The organism is Flavilitoribacter nigricans DSM 23189 = NBRC 102662 (assembly GCF_002646595.1).
Taxonomy (GTDB): domain Bacteria; phylum Bacteroidota; class Bacteroidia; order Chitinophagales; family Saprospiraceae; genus Flavilitoribacter; species Flavilitoribacter nigricans.
The window spans coordinates 15238-34095 of record NZ_PDUD01000043.1 but is presented as its reverse complement, the minus strand read 5'-3'; the positions used below and the strand labels follow the sequence as shown (position 1 = coordinate 34095).

The window sequence follows — 18858 nt, the reverse complement described above, 5'->3', positions numbered from 1 at the left end:
ATAAGCAGCGTTGATTTCTTTACAGAAAAGTTACGCTCTTAAAAACGTGAGTATATTGCTAATCGTAATTTTCTGCACGAATGCTCCCGCTAGTCCAGATAGGAGGGAAATTCCATAGATCAAAGTTAAGTCAAGGTTCCGCTTTATAATCAGTAGGAGTGATCCCAAACTTTTCCTTAAATATTTTGGTAAAGTAGCTTCGGTTGCTCAGTCCCAAGGCATATACAATCTGAGAAACATTCAGGTCAGATGTCTGGAGCAATTCTGCCGACTTCTTTAGTCTGTACTCTTTTAAATACTGAGCGAAAGTAGTATTAAGGGCCTTTTTAAATAGTTTTTGTACATACTTTTCTTTCAGCCGCAGCGCTTGTTCTACTTTTCCTAAAGTCGGCCCCGTCCGGATGTTTTCGGCGATGAAAGTGGTAATTTCCCGGAGGTGATCATATTCTATTTTGGAAATGTTGGGATAATCTAATTTGGTAGCCAATAAATCTGAGAACTGCTGCCAGTACAGGGATAAGATCTCATAGGACTTTCCTTCCAGGTACAGCCCGCTGGCCAGATCCCTGAATTCTACCGCTTTAATCAGCTGGATGATCTCTGAAACCTGCACACTATAGTTTCCTTTACGATAGAATTGCCGATGCGCTTGGGCATCAACCAGTGCTTCCGTCAGCGCACTAGATTCCATATTGGCCAGACAAGCCGTTTTTTGCTGAAACTTTGCTCTATCCATTTCCACACTACAGATGCCGGTATTCACTTTTGCGGGAAAGTGTAAGACATGCCCCTGGGTCCTTTTACTCGCTACCCCGATATTTTGAAACCGGTCCACTTCGTGCGTATTATTGCTTTGAGCAAAGCAGTGGGTAAAGTGTCCATCGAAGCAATGCAAAAACTTCATAGGATGAACCTGATCGAGGTCAAAGCGAATTACCGTATCCTGGTAGAAGAGGCATTGATAGTTCAGTAGTGCAAAGCCGAAGGGGAACTGAACGCCCTGCACAAAACCACTACCGACCCGTTCCGGTAAACGGACGGTATAGCAGTTACAGATCTGGGTCACTTCCGTATTGAGTCCAACGGCCAGGTCGTGGAGGACCTGTTGCATGGGCAAAGAGCTGATGTTTAAATTCAACATACTATTAGCGCATTAGAAGAGCAGTACAGCATTGAAACTGCAAGATAATTAAGACAGACCTTCAGATAAATCTTATAATTTCCCTAAACGGTCAGGATGAATAAGATGTTCTGTGCGCTTACCAGGAGCAAGGATACCCTGACCAGTAAAGCCTTCCGAAAAAGCGTAAACTTTTCCGTTTTGGATTAAATCTTGGCTTTTTCGGTTAGGGTTTGACTCCTAAATTTGGGGTCTAAATTGAATGCTTTTGTCGTTATTATCCATCTCCACGCTGGACACCTTTATTCAGGAAGGGGAAAAAAACAGACTACTTTATAGGGTAGAGATGACGGATGCCCTTCGGGCATTTTGCGGAGCGCTCTTCGTAGCTTTACCACTGCATATGACCGCAGAGATGTGGGAACGAGCACGAGCTATTCCCTCTTGGGATATCGCTATTGTACTGGTCCTCGCTTTCTTCGCCAATGTAGGTTACAACTCAGTATCCGGTTTCAAACACCACAAATCCCGTTCGTCTATCTGGTTTGATGCAGTCAGCTGTTTAGGCATCGGTTTAGTAGCCAGTCTGCTGACTATGTTACTGATCGATCAGATCACGATACAGATACCCTTTCCCATTGTGCTCAAACTCCTGGCCTTACAGAGTGTACTTACTGGTTTTGGGGCAAGTCTGGCTAAAAACCAGCTCGGTGGCGGGGACGCGGGTGAGGAGGAAGAGATTTCCGGATATGCGGTAGACTACAAGCGCTTCCTGTCGGGCTCCCTGGGTGCTCTGCTTTATTCTTTGAATATCGCGCCTACCATTGAAACCATTCAAATTTCCAGTTCCATCAACGGTTTTCAGTTGATAGTGATTGTGCTGTATTCATTGTTGTTATCCTATCTATTTGTCTTTGTTGCCAATTTTTCTACGAAAAGTAGTCTGGCTAAGAAAGGTCGAATTATGGACAGCGCCTGGTCGGAATCTCTCATATCCTATCTCATCGCTCTTCTAGTAAGCGCAGGCTTGCTGTGGCTTTTCGGCTATATCGATCTCGCTACTCCCCTATCTGTGAGTCTGCCCTGGATTGCGGTACTGGGTTATGTAACTACCATGGGCAGCTCGGCAGGACGATTAATTTTTTAAACTGATGCTATGAGTAAAGCGCAAAGTGCTAAACAGAAGAAAGCTCCTCCGCCAACCATTGTTGAGTGGTCAGTACGTGGCTTTAGCCTCCTGATCATTTTCAGCCTGATCGGCTATTTTTTATACGGTGCTTTCCAAGCTGAGAGAAAACCCGAATTCCTAGTGGAAGTAAAACAGGATGAGATTCGGCAAATAGGTAATCGCTGGGTAATACCGGTTGATGTAAGCAACAAAGGTACCTACGATGTACATCAACTTAAAATACAGGCCAGGTTGAAGCTGCCGAACGGTCCGGAAGCCTATGAAGCAGAAACTTCGGAAGTTCTCTTATTGGGTTGCGATGAAAAAGTGAGCCTGGAATTTTCGTTCGCTCATGACCCGCTATCGCATCCCTTTGAATGTCAGGCGGTTTCCTACTTGTTACCTTAAATCATTTTTCGAATAAAAATTTAGTTATTATGAAAACACTAACCGATTTATTAGAACACGAACTCCAGGATCTTTATAGTGCAGAGAATCAATTGATCGAGGCACTGCCGACTATGGTCAAAGAAGCAGCAGACAAAAAGCTGAAGAAAGCCTTTGAACAGCATCTGGAAGAAACCAAAAAGCACGCTGAGCGGATAAAAGAAGTATGCGACGAACTCGGGTTAAGCCACAGCGGACACAAATGCAAAGCCATGGCCGGTCTGATTGAAGAAGCCAAATCCTTTCTGAAGGAAGAGATGACAGATGAGGTAAAAAACGCCGGTATGATCGCTGCTGCGCAGCGGGTAGAACATTATGAAATCGCCGGTTACGGTACGGCCGTACGCTACGCCAAAGAATTGGGTCACAAAAACGCTGCTTCCACCCTTCAACGTACCCTGGATGAGGAGTACACTACTGACGAAAAGCTCAATGATATGGCGGAAGATCGGCTCAACCGGAAGGCCATCAAGTAATTCTGATTGCAATGCAATGAGGTGGGTAGAGGATAAGGGGATCAGCAATCGTTAAAATGAGCCGTATTACTCCGTTTTGTCCGACGAACATGTTTAACATCCCGCTAACTGGTTACGGGCGGCAAAACTTCTGCCCGACTGAAGCACGGGCAGGCCCTGACCAGCCAAACAAAATCTCATTCCACCGGATTATCCCGGAGTGGCAACGTTTGAAGGTGAAATCACCTACTAAGCAAGGGCAATAAAGTCATTAAAACAGATTGATCAGATTTAATCCATCTAACTTTTTCCCCCTATTTTTCCTAGAAAAACAATGCAACCGGTCGCCGCATTAATGGTGACCGGTTGCACGTTTTCTATTCTCACGCTTCAATAACCTGCACTTTTTTTCTAAGTGTCATACTGAAATCTCAATTCACCACCACCCGTTGATTAATGCAGCCGCCTTGCCACAGCAGTTGCACCGTATAGACACCGGTTGGGAGCGAAGTAGGCAACGATCTGTTGATGCAGGCAGTGTCTTTTATTCCGGGGAGGCGCAATCCCCGTTCGACCGATAAGGACAAGGTGATGGAACCCATAGAAGATTTTTTTGCTAAAAACCGGCAACAGGTACAGCAGGATCTGGAAGACGCCACCGCCATCGTCCACTTCCTGCTCGAGCGGGGTTTTGACCACCGGCGGCGCAACCATCTGGGCGAATGCGCGGCGGATATTGCTGAGAAAAATTATATGCCGGAGGTGGCGCAACTGATCCGGGATACAGGGTAAAATTTACCATAATTAATTTCTTCGATGAACGCTCTTACTCTACTTGCGGTAGCGGAATATTTACAACTTGGTGTAGCAGAAAGTTATATTATTTGCCTTCCAGAGGGCTTCCTAAAAGCCTGATGGGGAATCAATAATTTGTTTCTTCCTTTCATGAGGGGTAAGGGTATTGCCCTCCAAGAATCTAATCTCAAGAAAATTTATTTACAATAAAAAATACACTTATTCAGAATAACTTACCAGCAGTTTATTTTATCTTTAACGATCCTCACTCCGAATCACTTCCATATAAATACCAACAGATTCCCATTGATCATTTTTAAGATGTCCTTAATGGATTGAGAGTATCCGTTGATCATATCTGAAAGACTTATCATTAAAAAATTAGGTTCTTTGTCAAGGCAGAGGAAAATATAGTGTATGAAACCGATTACAGCAATAATCATTGATGACGAGACGAAAGGAATTGACACACTCGAATACATGCTTTCCGATTGTCGTCCAACCGTTGATATAATTGGGAAATATTCATCCAGTATAGAGGGATTGAAAGCAATCAAAAAACTAAAACCAGACTTGTTATTTCTTGACATAAAGATGCCGCATATCAATGGAATAGAGTTATTAGAGTTAGCGGGTGCGACTGATTTTAACGCCATATTCGTCACTGCCTTTGACGAATTTAAGCTACAAGCACTGCGATTGAATGCATTGGATTATTTGATCAAGCCGTTTTCTCAGGAAGATCTGCAACAGGCCGTAACTCGAGTAGAAACTTACGGGAGAAGAAGGATTTTGGAAGAACAGGTATTGAACGCAGTTGAACTATTAAGATCTCTGGAAATCGGATCTTTAACCAGAATTGGTATTAAGTCAGGAAATAAAGTTGTATTCATTAACCTTTTTGACCTCAGCCATTGCAAATCAGACGGGAATTTCACCTATGTGTATTTGGCAGATAAAACCAGAATCCATAGTAACTATTCGCTTGGAAATTTGGAAGAAATACTTCCGGATAAATACTTTTTTCGTATGCACCGGGAGTATATAGTCAATGGGAAATGTATTACAGCTTACGATAAATCAGATGGCGGAATTATAGTTATGCATGATGGAACAGAACTACCTATTGCCCGAGCCCGGAAAGACGATTTTCTGCTGTTTCTTCGTCAGTTTATTAACATTGACAGATTTTGATCTTACTTATTCTAATTTAAAATAAAACTACCCACTATGACAAATTTAGGAATTGTCTATTCAGCGGAACAAATTGAACGAGCTTTAGCCACTACCTACAATGCAGAGTCAGGATATGAACTGGTAGGACTAGCTTTTTCCAGAGTTGCTTTCAATCTATCCGATCCGGTAGAAAGAAATAATTTCGGCGGTTTTATGGGACAGTTAGCAGAAAGCAGGCGGTTTGACATTGATGCTATATTTTACCGTACTGCAGAATCAGCAATAGCAGCGGGATTACCCGCATCAGAAGCTGAAGCTTCCTTTGCGGATCAAAGAATTGATATTAACCCACCGGTAAATCATTCAATGTTTGTTTTTCAAGACAGCCAAACCAATACATTTGATCTTGACGACAACCTGGAAATAACGCCCAGTGTATGGAATGATTTTACTGCTGCTGCTAGAAGTGAAAGAGAAGCTCTATCAGGTGGAGATACCACTAGAAATGAAATTCCTAGTGCAAGGGCCGACCTAGCAAGAGCAGCAGTTGCAGCCGCCCGTGGAAGTAGACTAGCCAGCTCTCACTATCAATTTTGGAATGATGTGGTAGATTTTGTATTTTTTGGTAAAGCTCAGCTAGAGGCTATTCTGATAAATAATCCTGAAGCAATTACTGTATCGGGAGCCGAGATAAACTATGGCACAGGATTATTTGACGTTGCGCCAGATAGTAATGCGAATGGTTCTTTTTCAACCCTTAAAGCAGAGCCTAACTTTCGCAGTACTTCAAGTGAATACCTTCCAGATGTGGTAATGGGTCTTCCTTGCCCTCCAATTTGGGGAAGCGGTCAGCTTGCAGTCAACTCCGGTAATTCTGAATTAGCTTCTAGGGAAGCCGAAATATCATGGAGAAAGTTTGCTTTGGCTTTTATTGATAAAATTCAGGAAGTAAATGGCCCCTCTATAAACCCATCTTTACCTAAAGGGATAAAGAGGGAATCAAAATAGAATGGATAAAATATTCAACAGTATCCGCCACGTGATAAGGTTCCTATAAACATCCGTACCGATAGCCACTTCAAATTTAAAGTGAGAATATATGCAGTATAAATTTATAGGTGTCATTATTCTCGTTCTAGGCGGATATTACGCTAAGGCACAACCAACAGTTGATCTACAATTCAATTTCAAAAATATCAGGCCGGAAGATGGACTGAGAGATAATCGTTTCAATACCTATATCTTTCAAGATAGCAAGGGCTTCATATGGATCAGTTCTCTATCAGGGCTTTACCGCTTTGACGGAATGGAAACAAAGCTCTATAATTATGAAGACGGACTCGATGATACCAACATCCAGAGTGAATTATTTGAAGATAGGCGGGGAGATATCTGGTTTAGTACTTTTTCTACTTTGAATGTCTACGTCAGGCAGCTCGATTCCATTCTGAATGTTCCCATTTTGGACGAAAACGGTATTGCATTTGCCCAAGGTTACCGAGTTTTTCATTTAGATCAAACTAATGACCGTCTTTGGTTAAAAGTAGGCGACAGGATCTTTGGGCTCAGTACCAAAGATCCTGGTCGATATTTCGCACTTCCTCAAAAAACAAACGGTGTACAATTCAGCACTATCAGTGGTGAAAGTGGAGGGCTTGAAACCATAGTAGCCAGTCCCTGGTGGAATGGACGCGGTATTGATTTTTTTCAATTACAGGATACACAGCTCGTAGATTACAAGCATTATTTACACGATCATCTATACATTAAAAAATCCATTCTATTAGAGGACTCATCCTGGCTGTTGATGGACGATAAAAAACTATTTCTATTTGACGAAACTACTCCCGACACCATTTCAATACTTTCCAATACCATATCCTATAAGCCCTGGGACGCCGTAAAAGCAGATGGAGAACATCTGTACTTATCTACACTCGATAAAGGTTTATGGTATTACAATTGGAAAGACGACGAATTTATCAAACAATGGTCAACGGCCAATCCCCCCCCCCACAACTTATCCTCCGATAGCCCCAAAGAGCTTTATTTATCTCCAGAAAATTACCTGTGGACATCAATAAGAAACGTTGGGATCGATTATACCTACCTTCATGGTAACCCCTTTAAAAATCCACTTATTCAGCTTGAATTGCAGGATGTTGAAGTAGTTTCTGTACAAGAGGATCAGAACAAGAATGTCTGGGTCGGTATTAAAGAGGAAGGCATCAAAGTATTTTCAGGTGAAGGAGAATTTTTGTCCGATTACCAAATTGATCTTACTGAATCGGAATTATGGCAGGTGGGCATTGGCGGAAATGGAAATATTTTCGCTGTTTCTTCAAGAAGGTTGTATTATTTGGATAAGGCCACAAACTCATTTGATTCCATTCTAAATCCAAAAGGGCTGACATTCCGTTTTCTATCATCAATATATCCAAAGCGAACTATTGTTTCTACTAATTTGGGGTGGCAAGAATTAGTAATAAATGGAAAAGGTCAGTACTCCCTTGCACCCTGTAAGGAGTTTATAAATAACCAAGAATTTGCTTTTTTACAAACCTTTCAAACCGCTAATCGTAAAGTTTACATACCGTATAGCGCATCGGAATTATGGATTTATGAAGCAACGATGCTAGGCCTAAAACCAGTGAAAAAAGTCTCTTGTAATCTAGAATTTTTTGGCTTTTGTGAAAGCAAAAAATACGCTGAAACGGTATGGGCAGCCAGTTCAAAAGGGCTGGTTAGAATTGTACAAGACACATTGATACAATACGAATTTGGGGAAGACTCGGAATTGAGTAACAGCAGTATATACGGAATAGTCGAAGATGACACCGGGGCTCTCTGGATTTCCGGTAATCAAGGATTATGGCAATACCAACCGAAGGACTCAACACTATGCAGGTACGAAACAGTAGACGGAATATCAAGCAATCTATTTTCTCTTTATTACAGTGCTATTGAGTCTTCCACCAAAGATATCTGGTTAGCCAACAACAAAGGACTTACCACATTCGATCCTATAAGTATAGAGCCCTTACCATTAAAGCCAAAAGTATACATTGACCAGCTTACTATTAACAATAATAAAGCGATAAGAGGCATAGGAGAATTACATAAAATAGAATTAAAACATGATGAAAGTACGCTTACTTTTCTAGTAAAGGCAATCGATTATCTAAAAGCCAACCAAGTTAAGTTACACTATCGACTGAAAGGATATGAGGAGCGTGATGAATGGCTAACTGTAATGAACGGTCAGCAAATTCGGTATACAAAAATCCGCCCGGGAGATTTTATCTTTCAAGTTAGAGCAGAGGATAGTTTTGGGAATATTAGTGAGGTACACCAGTTGCCCATTCATATTGAACCTCCCTGGTGGGAAACCTGGATATTCTATTTACTTACTACCATCATAATTGTAAGTATAACCTATTTGGCTTATCGATTGAGAATAAATCAGGTAAAGAAAAATGCAGAAAAGGAAACCGCGATAGCTAAGTTGGAGTTACAAGTCGCCGAACTGGAAACGAAAGCATTTCGTTCACAAATGAATCCTCATTTTTTATCCAACGCACTTAATTCTATAAAGGGGATTGTATTAAAAAATGAGACCGAGGACGCAGCAGGCTACATCACCAAGTTTTCTACTCTTATTCGAACTATACTAAATAATTCAGAAAAAAAACTCGTCCCACTAAGTAAAGAATTGGAAGCTCTGAAACTTTATATTGAGCTGGAATCTCTAAGATTTACCAATAAGTTCGATTATCAAATTCAGGTAGGGAAAAATGTGGATCAAGACTTCGTCAGAATACCACCGTTAATTTTACAACCATTTGTAGAAAATGCTATTTGGCATGGATTATTACCCAAAAATGATGATCTGAAAAAATTAAAGGTGAATATTTTCCGAAAAGATGATTTTATTATTTGTGAGATTGAAGATAACGGTGTGGGCCGTAAAATAACCGAAGAAAAAGAGAAGGAAGGCCACGAATCGATGGGAATAGATATAACTAAAAAAAGACTTCAATTACTAAATACCTTAAATGAGTTATACATCATAGATTTAGAAAATGATGAAAGAATGGCATTAGGTACAAAAGTGATCATTCAGTTATACACACCAGAATAATTCAGCGATTATATATTTTTTATCTTAAACTGTTTTACCACTTAACCTCTGAGACATGTCATTCATACATTCTCTCTTTCAGTTATTTATACAAGTATATAAATTTGAACCATCGAATAAAGATAAATTATTACCACAGCATTCGATAATAGCCCCGAAAACTATACCCCAGTTGGAGCCCCTTTCTATAGAGTTAATCAGGAAGGGGGCCTTTTTAACCTAGTCTATCAATTTTGTTTACAAAAATCATCAATCCATTTACCTATGATCATTACCACTTAACTTATCGTAAGGTATACTGACGTAAAATTTTCTTGTTAATTGTTTTGTGATATCCTAAACCGCTTAGCGTCAAGTATACATCACTACCTTACCTGGACTAATTAGCACTTTGCTAAACGTAAGAAACTGTTTTACTAAGCTTTTCCCATTTTCAATAATTCTGCAAGTTGTATTTAATTACTCTTGTAAAAACCCTCACAACATGAGAAGTAAAATTAAAACCTGGATTCCATTGATACTGACTATTTGGCTTCTACATCTGGTAACTGTATCGTACGGACAAGCTACCTATTGGATTGACGAGTCCACCGACTTTACCGGCAATGGCTGTGAAAATTCTGATTTGAACGATGTTACTTCCAGCTTGAGAAACCGGCTCAATTCTGATGGATGGTCTGGTAGAAGATGGACTAACACAAACGCCTGGCCGGAAGATTTTATCGAGCAGAACTCTGGGGGCATAGACCATGTTGCCGGTGATTCCCGAACACTTAGCGTATATGCAGGACATGGCAATCGAGGCCTAATCCAATTTGGATTTCGGAGAGGAGGCCGTTGTACGGTTTCATTTCCAACCGATACCCGGCTGGGGACGCAGGGTGGAGATGAAACAGCTTATGCGATGTGGTTAACTAGCTGTACCGTTCACTTAGATGCACTTTCCCGCCATTTTAATCAGCAAATTCGTCAGACCTTCGGATATCATAACTCTCCGACTATCAAAGATGATCAACCTCGCGATTTTTACGAAGCAACAGACGATTTAAGAAATGAGCGCGCCTGGGTAGAGGAAATGGAAGACCGCCCGGGTTGGTTTACTGGTGATAATTCACCGATCTGCATGACGTTTGGTCTTAATTCTTCTCATTGTGGTACGGTTAGAGATCGTGCCAGATTACGTGATCGTGTATTATTATCAGATGCTCCAGCTCCACATAATTGGTATTGTTACCTCATTTTTAATAATGGCGGGTGCTAAATTATTTTAGTTCTAATTAAATTAAAAGACATGTACCAACATAGAACAAATATTGCCATAATCCTTTGTCTGTTTAGCTCTTTAACTTTCATTCCAATGGCCTGCTCTAGCGGAGTGAGAGAGAGCCCTAGTTCATCAGAAGACAAACGACAATCCACCCCACAAGAGCTTCCAAAAATGTTGGAGCGGCCAAATCTAAAGGGCTTTGAACAGCCTAAATTTCAAATAGGTGATGAAATGATTGCCTATCAAATGAATTGGAGGCGGCCTCAATCCGGGGAGTTACTTCAAAAGCTTGAAGGAGCTGTAAAACTGCTCAGCGATGATAAAGATCTCGCATTCTTCGAGAAGGAAAATTTACTAAAGACAGTATTAGAGAGGGAAAATGCCGGAAGTTGGATACAGCTCCCAAATTCGCCCTTATTCATTAAATATGACACGTCATTTAATGAAATCAGGATTATTAATGAAGAGAGAGAGGCTCAGGCTGATTTTACAAAAGTTTTAGGCGAAGATGCTATAAAAAAACAGGCTGAATTATATCTAAAACAACTTGCTGAAAATCAGGTGATCGATTATCAGCTGTATGAAACAGCAGCTATGCAATTGGGATACGCTATGGTCGGTAGTGGTTCCTTTAGTCAGAAAGTTCAACCTGCACAAATTACCTCCTTTCGAATTACTTACAGGCCTAGACTGAATGGGGTGGAGTTGGCTAATGCAGGTATTAGAATGGGTATAAACCTAGCTGGCGTACTGACTAGTCTTAGGGTCGGGGGAGTAAGTCCGGAAGGAGAATGGAAAAACGGATCACTTCAATCCAATATTCCAAACAGTCGCCGCAAAATAGCAGTGACTACTAACGATCTGATGAGCAAATTTTATAACGAAAAACTCCAGGATGGTGAAGTTCAAGTCTCCTATAGTAAGGTTATGTACGCTATGCCGGAGGGAAAATCCGAAGCCATAGTTGAACCACTACTGGTCATTTCTTATAGTGACCTACGAACAGTAGATAATCATCCTGTAGTAAGCCGGCGTAAGACTTTAGCTTATTCCCTCACAAATCCGGAAGCTCAACCATTAGACTTTGACAAACCTCGAGTCCAGCATGAGGGTACTGAACCTCTTCGAAAAAATTGAAGAGCGCATCCGAAAAGGAAGGATTCGCCGGCATAGATGAATCTTCAAACCGGCGAACCCCCTTTATCCGAAGAAATGGAAGACACCTGGAATTCATCAGAAAAAGGATTCGGTGAAACCCGAAAGCTGGCTTCTCCTAAAACAGGTCGCCCGATCAGCTCGATAGCTTCGGCGAGGGTGTCTGCCACGTTCGCCGGTGGATCCAATACACTTTGGATTAAGTAAATTTACGATCAGTTATGAGCTATTCACAGCGGTATAAGTATAATTCTAGTGTGTCAACATAACCAAAACTATAATAACAGACTAAGATTATTTTCTTGGACAAATTTACGGTAACCATGATTTGCGGAGAGCTCCTAACGAGCGTCGGGAGGGTTAGATGGCTATATGGTTTGGGACTTTTCAATCATGAAGCCGTCAAAACTATCTAACCATCACCGCCCCCTTCGAAAGATTTCCTACTCATGATGATTACACTACTTTTAGCAAAGAACTTACAATGAGGTCGTCCATACATTCAATTCACCACCACCCGTTGATTAAGGCGGTTATAGAAAAATACCGGCCCTGACGGGCTTAAGCGTCTCTAGTTTTATAGCCACCTTTCGTCTGGAAAAAGCCCAGCACCTGCTCTTTAATACGGAGCTTCTGGTAAAGGATATAGCTTATCAGACTGGTTTCAATAGCACGGACTATTTTGGGAAGCTTTATAAAGAAAAATTCGGGAAGACACCGGGCCAGGATAGGAATATGGATCCAAATAATAGCTGATCAGCAAAAACCAAGCTCTTTGGTACTATAGTTCGGTCTTTTGAAACTATAGTTCGGGATATTTCTTCCAATCTGCCACAACTTTATCCTCACAAGTGTCTCTGCTATCATACTGGAAGACCTTTCTAAATACAGCCGTAATAATTATGTGAGGATTCAGTTTCTCCGGAGTCCAGTATTTACTAGACTTCAACAACTTTCCATCCATACCTGGTTATTACCGCCAATTCTCAAACTCAAATCTACTGCCATGTTGAAGTCTCTCTCTTTTTATACCGTTTTAATTTGTCTTTTCTTACCAACTATTGCTTTTGCCCAACTAGATACAACTTGTAATGTAGATACTCTATTTTTAGATGATACGGTTAGTTCTGGTTTTTATAAAACCAATGGGAATATACAATCAACAGGACAAGTGAATAGCAATAGTGCTGTTAATTTTAGTGCTGGAAGTTCAATTACCCTTAAGCCAGGATTTTCCGTTGATAGTGGCGGTGTATTTACCGCCGTAATTGAGGATTGTCTGGATTCCATCATATTCAACCCAAATCTTCATCTCATATCGAATAACACCAATGATAGTCTATTAATGATATCAGAAAACGATCTACGTTTTACAGCTTCGATTTCCCAGGGACAAGTATTTGATATTGGAGATATTATCGTCTCTGATATCCATTCAAACGCTCCAAGAGGGTATTTGAGGAAAATTACCTCAATTACGGAAGATACCAATACGATTATCCTGACTACCATAGATGCAGATATAGCAGATGTAATTCTTGAAGGAGCTATTACTTCTGAGTTTACTTTAAGTGATTTGGCAGGTTCTAACAATTTGGGAAATGTAAATAGTCCCCTTTCCTCATTAAGCACGGGTTGCAATACTTCGAATCAGTTAAGGAGGGATGCCATTAATTCTTCGTTTAATGCACAACTGGACTTTACCCCAATTTTTAAATTTGAAGTAAATATTAGCACCATAGGTACATCTTACGCAAAGATCGGCGTTGGTGGTCAATATAGCTTAACTGGAAGTTTGACACTAGCTAATGAGAACCTGATCGCAGATAGAATTGAATTAGAAGAAATTGAGCTGCCTTTGCTAAGGTTTTATTTACCCGTTGCCGGTTTTTTAATTCCGATTATTATTGAGCAGGATTTAGAGGTTTTTATCGATTATTCAGCAGGAGGATCTATTTCAGATTTAAAATTCAGACAAACAGGGGAACTCTCAGCTTACTTTACCAAAGTAAAAGGGCAAGATGCCTCATCTCAAACGAATGCTAACTTTAGTCCTATTGGAATTGATTTTGATCCTAGCCAATTTATAGAATTGAATGGTTCTGTCTCTTTAGGAATAAAATATGAATGGGACCCTTATGATGCAGACTTTGTAGAAGCTTTTAGTGAAGTTTCCACCGGTGCTAACTTTAGCATTAAACCTGGTGTAGCTTGTATTGCGTCCCTGTTTGCTTCGGCTCGCATAGGCTTAGAAATACAGGCATTAGCGTTTTTCGGTATTGAAGGAGATGCGCTCTCTAGAAGCTTCACTGTGCCGTTTAAAGATATAGTGATCCCCTGTGATGGTGAAGATAACGATGACGACGGTATTTGGAATGATCAGGATAATTGTGTTAACAATTTCAACCCCCTTCAGGAAGATACTGATTATGATGGAGTAGGAAACGTGTGCGATAATTGCTGCTTAACCCCGAACGGTGACCAGACTGCATCCGATACCGATAGTTTTGGCGATGCATGTGATAATTGTCCCACCATTAACAATGAGGATCAGTCAGATTTTGATCAGGACGGAGAAGGAGATGTCTGCTGTATGGAAAACGAAATGAAAAAACCGATAGGTGAAGTTCTAAGTATTCGTAATACCGGTAATGGAGGAGTAGGATGGTCAACTTATGAGATTGAAATTCGTGGATACGATCCTTGTGGAGGCTCAGGATCTATAATTTTGTTTTATGACCCTTCCAAAAACAGTTTATATAACAAGGGATCTGTTGGTCCAAACAATACCTATTTAACTGGCCATAATGTCGAACACGCTGAACTACCTAAAACATTAGAGTTAAGATTAGCCCGTATTTTGAATGGAAGAGAAAGTAAGCCTGTTAGATTTACAATTGGTTCAAGTGCTGCAAAAAGTGACGGTGAAATTGAGGCACAACTTACTTTTAGCTCAAAAAATGCTGAAAAAGAACTAAAAGTTTTTCCAAATCCCAGTAGCGAGTCAGTCCAGATTATATTACCTGAGCCTCATATGCAATTGCAGTTATTTAATATGCAAGGAAATTTAATAAAGGATTACGTGACAGATGACCAAAATTTTCAAGTAAATATAGCAGACTTACCAGCAGGGCTGTATCTATTTAAAGCACAGACAGGGATGCAAACCTGGGTAGCTAAGGTGGTTGTGGAGTAGTTGTTTGGCAAGCATGAGATCAGCGAGGGCGCCAGCGGAGACGTATACGTTATAGATGGTTCGCCCGAGCAGGATCGCCTAATTTTCTGCCAGTAGGCCTCACAAATTGACTGATCCTTTCGTATGTATAAGGATTGGAACCATTACGAGCCTGGTTGGAGAAGAAATGTAGCTGTTTAAGAAAGACTTTAATCTTCAGATCAGCCACTTGAAACTAAACCGGGTGGAAGCGATCACTTTGTCATTGGAGTATCTATGCCTGATCAAGGGCATGAACATCATGGGCCTGATCGGAACAAACGTGCTGAAATACTATATGATGACGATCGACTTTGACGCTTCAGAATCGCATTTACACAAAGTAAATAATCGATCGGAGATGGAGCAACCCGGCCACGCCCCCGACGTGTCATTTGCATTCCGCTGGAGAGGCAGGATGCCCATTATCAGTAAGAAAGTAGGGAGCAGTACCTTGATCCTAGGTCTGGATACCGGTGCCGGCATTAACGTACTAGACCAGCAGAAAGGCGAGTTACTCGCGGATCACCTGACCCTGAGTCGGGCAGTACCTATTATTGGCCTCGATGCGGCAAGGGAAAATTTACAAAGCGGACTGTTGCACAGCCTAGTCATCGATGACTACAACTGTCAGGAGATAAGAGTAGTCCTGACATCCACGAGCCGGTTTGGGGAGTACAAAGTGAATTAAATTCCGTAGACAGCCTTTTAGGTTACGAATTCCTCAAGCAGTTTCGCAGCGTCATCCATTTCAAAAAGGGTACGATCGATCTGTACCAGCGGGATCAGCTCGCCGGAAATCAATACGTAGCCAACTGTCTCCTGTTGTCTACAGCTAATACTGATGCGAAGTGGTTTAGAAAAATCTCAAATCACTTCGCGTCGAGTATAGCGTTAATCCCGCGATCGTTTTACCGGCAGAACCGAAAGCACACAATTCGCCAGCCTGCACCAAACGATATTAGTAGCTGTAAAAAGCCCGTTGTAGGGGTAGTACCCTTAACCCGGTTGGAAGGCTCCGGATATACCCCGACAATAGCTTCAACCAATCGCGTTATCCCTTTTTAAAGGGGCTCTTTTGGGGGCGTTGATTGAACTTTTGGAAAACTACATCCTGGACCTCATTATCCCGTAGAAAAATAGCCAGTCGGTGTTCTATTTTAGAAGCGACATTGTCTGTTATAAAAACTGGCGCGCCTGCATCCGAAACCTCCGAATAGTCAATGACATCCTGGTGAACCGGCAGTCGCTCCGGTTTCATCTTGAAGGCCAATATTTCCTCTTCTTCCAGAGGTTTGGAAAGGATCAGGATCGCATTTTCATTATTTTCAAATGCCTGAATAGCCTGCTCTCTGGTAGCCACCAGTACCTTAGTACGGGACGTAGGGAAGTGAGCAAATTCTTTTAATTCAAGCGTTACAAGATCTCGATAAGGCTCTTCCGTAATAAGGAGAATAGGAGGAGAAGAGATACTAGCCATATTACGGTTATCCTCACCATAAGTTCCGATAACAAATACAATACCATAGAATAGACCAATAATTTCAATTGCAAAGAAAAACGAAAGGGCAACATGGTTGCGCACCCATTGAAACAAGGGCTTCATTTTGTTGATATTTACGAGTTCCAAACATTAGAACTACCATGCAAATCTATAGGGGATTCTATCTAAGAAGCAAGTGTTTATCCAACTATTTTTTTACAGAATAAAGCCCAGGAAATAAGCTTTTTTAGCATCAAAAACGATTTTTTAAAAACGAATAGTGACCAATTCAACTCTCCCCAGTCTATATTACCACTCGATGACCAGCCGACCGACGTAATACTAATCCCAAGAACTGTCGGTAAGCTCGACTTTAGCATTTTGACATTGGGTTCAATCAATAATGAAGAAAAAGGTGCATTCTTGGCAATCTAATGGCCAGGGTTACGCCGCTGAGTATTATAAGGGCATTGCCCTGAAATATTTATAGGGCTGTGGTTTGAATCAGATCGGCGAAGGGCATCGCCCTGGAGATATCTGGCTTTTTCGGATGGTACTGCCCCGGTTCGAAGGTAAACCTGGTCTCCAATGCATTTTCAAACATCCGCTTTAAACCCGGATGTGCATAAATTAAATAATGACTTTACTGAGCATTTGATAGCTCTCATTTATAGATCTGCTTAAAATGCTAGTTACTCACCATCCAGGATCAGGATGCTGGTGGTACTTTCCCAGGGGCTGCGATAAGCCTTCCAGTTCCACCATTCAGAAATACCACCATCCCGGAATTCACCGGTAAAAGGATTAAACCATTTAGCCCGGAGTTGGCCGCCGGGAGGTTCCGGGACCACTACATTGGTTTGAAAATTAGAGCCCGGAAGCAAGTAGAGGTAGCGCCCCTTGCCGTTGGTCAATGCATAGCCGCTGGAAGCCAGATTATCGGCCCCTACCCTACCGTTTGTCGTCAATTTAGGTTTATGCGGGAATAAGGTATTAAAATCATACAGCTGAAAAAAAGCCTGGAGGTGTCGGTAATAATCAAAACGAGGTGGATCGAAATCCTGCTCTGAAGACAGGGGGTCATAGATCACAATATTCCAGGAAGTATTCTGCCAGTAGTAAGTAGAGTAAAGGCCCGCAAAGATACATTCATAATTGCGGATCAAGCAGGTTTGAGGATCTACATAATTTCCCTGAAATGAAAGAAAAGGACCTTTCTCGTAACCGCCATGTTCAATATTCATGACCGGCTTATCCGGATGCCGCAGCAATGCTTCCAAGCTAAGGGAATACAGATCATTTCGCCAATTCTGGATGGAAATGAAATCCACCCGGTCTGGTTCACGGGAACAGTATTCATAATCATGCACCGTGATCAGGCTACCATAGGCATCCATGTTTCGGATGCGCTGAATGCGTTCATTAATATAGGGAATATCACAGCGACCATAGTCCAGTGCTTCCTTAGAAACATCCCAGATGATGTTCGAAAAAGCCTGGTAGCGTTTGATGATATAATCGAAGTAACGGTTATCCGCTTCGGAATACATCGGCGGCCAGTTCACCCGTTTATTCCACACATAGATCATCAGGTGGGCCATGATCCCCTTTTGTTGCAAGTGATCTATCACCCGGTCAAAGTGTTTGAAGAAATCAATATTCAATTTGGAAAAGTCCGGATCGTCATTGTCGCCGCCAAATACCGAAAAATCGGGTTGCCGGTACTGATACCGATCCGGTACATTTTCGCTCGTTTCCCAGCCTACATCGTAGGCATACACATTCATCACGACCTGGTTGAACCCATTCGCTTTAACCTCCCGGATAATATTTTCAGTTTTGGGAATGCCCTCCGGGTCACCATAATCGAGTGCAAAGAGCCAGTCCAGTTCAAAGGCCAGAGCGAAGTACGGCGTGCTATCGGCGTAGATGAATTTTTGCGGAAGATCCGGATGAACCCCCACCGGACCGTGCTGATCCGGGTCGGTATCCGGCAGGGACTGCACCTTTCCCATTTTGCCCGCCAGATCGGGAATGGATGAAAAAGTTTCAAATGTCCAGTTGCCCACCAGTGTTGGGGCAAAGCGGACCACGAATTCTTTTTCTCCATTGTAAAAGCCCGGCACGGTAATGCTAGCTCCGTCTTCATGGGAGAAAACGGCTCCTAAGGTAACCTCAAAAGGAGCATCCGGCAGTGCAGTTACCCTTAATGAAAGATCCACTGGAATAAAAACGGCCGTCCGGATCCCAGTCTGATCAAATGCATAAGCAACCTGGGACCATCCGACTGGTCCGGAAACCATCAACAAAAAGAGTAGTGTAACGAGGTTTTTCATGGCATACATTTCGGTTGGCAGAGCATCTGCAAGATACGTCAAATTTCAGGATGCCCCTTTCTACCCGTTTACCGTCTGCCCAACCAAGATCTATGAATTCT

At 41.8% G+C, this 18858-nt stretch carries 15 protein-coding genes; 12 read left to right on the top strand and 3 right to left on the bottom strand.

Going from position 1 to position 18858, the window contains the following annotated elements:
- Nucleotides 1-130: 130 nt before the first annotated feature.
- Complete coding sequence (locus tag CRP01_RS33190) at nt 131-1141, bottom strand: helix-turn-helix transcriptional regulator (RefSeq protein WP_099154387.1); 1011 nt, start codon at nt 1139-1141, stop codon at nt 131-133.
- A 247-nt stretch (nt 1142-1388) separates the two neighbouring features.
- Here CRP01_RS33190 and CRP01_RS33185 point away from each other — a divergent pair, with 247 nt between their 5' ends.
- From CRP01_RS33185 to CRP01_RS33135, 12 genes are all read left to right on the top strand, one after another.
- Nucleotides 1389-2267, top strand: coding sequence for a DUF2391 family protein (locus CRP01_RS33185; RefSeq protein WP_170110641.1), 879 nt, complete (start codon nt 1389-1391; stop codon nt 2265-2267).
- A gap of 9 nt (nt 2268-2276) precedes the next feature.
- On the top strand, nt 2277-2696 hold the full coding sequence (locus tag CRP01_RS33180; RefSeq protein ID WP_099154385.1) for a hypothetical protein: 420 nt from the start codon (nt 2277-2279) through the stop codon (nt 2694-2696).
- Nucleotides 2697-2725: 29 nt separating this feature from the next.
- Entirely contained in the window at nt 2726-3211 is a 486-nt protein-coding gene (locus CRP01_RS33175; RefSeq protein ID WP_099154384.1) for a YciE/YciF ferroxidase family protein, read from the top strand.
- A 570-nt stretch (nt 3212-3781) separates the two neighbouring features.
- A complete protein-coding gene (locus CRP01_RS33170) occupies nt 3782-3982 on the top strand; it encodes a hypothetical protein (RefSeq protein WP_143473643.1) in 201 nt (66 codons plus the stop codon).
- 420 nt (nt 3983-4402) lie between these two features.
- Nucleotides 4403-5179 (top strand): LytR/AlgR family response regulator transcription factor, encoded by a 777-nt coding sequence (locus tag CRP01_RS33165; RefSeq protein ID WP_099154382.1) that lies wholly within the window; start codon nt 4403-4405, stop codon nt 5177-5179.
- Nucleotides 5180-5215: 36 nt separating this feature from the next.
- Nucleotides 5216-6169, top strand: coding sequence for a hypothetical protein (locus tag CRP01_RS33160; protein WP_099154381.1), 954 nt, complete (start codon nt 5216-5218; stop codon nt 6167-6169).
- A gap of 91 nt (nt 6170-6260) precedes the next feature.
- On the top strand, nt 6261-9302 hold the full coding sequence (locus tag CRP01_RS33155; protein ID WP_099154380.1) for a sensor histidine kinase: 3042 nt from the start codon (nt 6261-6263) through the stop codon (nt 9300-9302).
- 484 nt (nt 9303-9786) lie between these two features.
- Nucleotides 9787-10563 carry a DUF6345 domain-containing protein gene (locus CRP01_RS42025; RefSeq protein WP_143473642.1) on the top strand — a complete coding sequence of 259 codons (777 nt, stop codon included), beginning with the start codon at nt 9787-9789 and terminating at the stop codon, nt 10561-10563.
- Between the two features lie 30 nt (nt 10564-10593).
- Nucleotides 10594-11706 carry a hypothetical protein gene (locus CRP01_RS33150; protein ID WP_143473641.1) on the top strand — a complete coding sequence of 371 codons (1113 nt, stop codon included), beginning with the start codon at nt 10594-10596 and terminating at the stop codon, nt 11704-11706.
- Nucleotides 11707-12267: 561 nt separating this feature from the next.
- Nucleotides 12268-12480 (top strand): helix-turn-helix domain-containing protein, encoded by a 213-nt coding sequence (locus CRP01_RS43525; RefSeq protein ID WP_099154436.1) that lies wholly within the window; start codon nt 12268-12270, stop codon nt 12478-12480.
- A gap of 250 nt (nt 12481-12730) precedes the next feature.
- Entirely contained in the window at nt 12731-14920 is a 2190-nt protein-coding gene (locus CRP01_RS43520; protein WP_099154378.1) for a 3-coathanger stack domain-containing protein, read from the top strand.
- A 208-nt stretch (nt 14921-15128) separates the two neighbouring features.
- On the top strand, nt 15129-15629 hold the full coding sequence (locus tag CRP01_RS33135) for a hypothetical protein (protein WP_143473640.1): 501 nt from the start codon (nt 15129-15131) through the stop codon (nt 15627-15629).
- Between the two features lie 363 nt (nt 15630-15992).
- Here the strand turns inward: CRP01_RS33135 and CRP01_RS33130 are convergent, their stop codons facing one another.
- Together CRP01_RS33130 and CRP01_RS33125 are read right to left on the bottom strand one after the other, a co-directional pair.
- The gene (locus CRP01_RS33130; RefSeq protein WP_099154376.1) at nt 15993-16544 is read right to left on the bottom strand and encodes a type 2 periplasmic-binding domain-containing protein; all 552 of its coding nucleotides are present in this window, start codon (nt 16542-16544) and stop codon (nt 15993-15995) included.
- Between the two features lie 569 nt (nt 16545-17113).
- Complete coding sequence (locus CRP01_RS33125) at nt 17114-18757, bottom strand: DUF5060 domain-containing protein (RefSeq protein WP_170110640.1); 1644 nt, start codon at nt 18755-18757, stop codon at nt 17114-17116.
- Nucleotides 18758-18858: the final 101 nt, after the last annotated feature.

Coding starts and splice junctions, on each gene's coding strand:
- CRP01_RS33190 (WP_099154387.1), bottom strand. CDS start 1,141: ATGTTGAATTTAAACATCAGCTCTTTGCCCATGCAACAGGTCCTCCAC.
- CRP01_RS33180 (WP_099154385.1), top strand. CDS start 2,277: ATGAGTAAAGCGCAAAGTGCTAAACAGAAGAAAGCTCCTCCGCCAACC.
- CRP01_RS33175 (WP_099154384.1), top strand. CDS start 2,726: ATGAAAACACTAACCGATTTATTAGAACACGAACTCCAGGATCTTTAT.
- CRP01_RS33170 (WP_143473643.1), top strand. CDS start 3,782: ATGGAACCCATAGAAGATTTTTTTGCTAAAAACCGGCAACAGGTACAG.
- CRP01_RS33165 (WP_099154382.1), top strand. CDS start 4,403: ATGAAACCGATTACAGCAATAATCATTGATGACGAGACGAAAGGAATT.
- CRP01_RS33160 (WP_099154381.1), top strand. CDS start 5,216: ATGACAAATTTAGGAATTGTCTATTCAGCGGAACAAATTGAACGAGCT.
- CRP01_RS33155 (WP_099154380.1), top strand. CDS start 6,261: ATGCAGTATAAATTTATAGGTGTCATTATTCTCGTTCTAGGCGGATAT.
- CRP01_RS42025 (WP_143473642.1), top strand. CDS start 9,787: ATGAGAAGTAAAATTAAAACCTGGATTCCATTGATACTGACTATTTGG.
- CRP01_RS33150 (WP_143473641.1), top strand. CDS start 10,594: ATGTACCAACATAGAACAAATATTGCCATAATCCTTTGTCTGTTTAGC.
- CRP01_RS43520 (WP_099154378.1), top strand. CDS start 12,731: ATGTTGAAGTCTCTCTCTTTTTATACCGTTTTAATTTGTCTTTTCTTA.
- CRP01_RS33130 (WP_099154376.1), bottom strand. CDS start 16,544: ATGAAGCCCTTGTTTCAATGGGTGCGCAACCATGTTGCCCTTTCGTTT.
- CRP01_RS33125 (WP_170110640.1), bottom strand. CDS start 18,757: ATGAAAAACCTCGTTACACTACTCTTTTTGTTGATGGTTTCCGGACCA.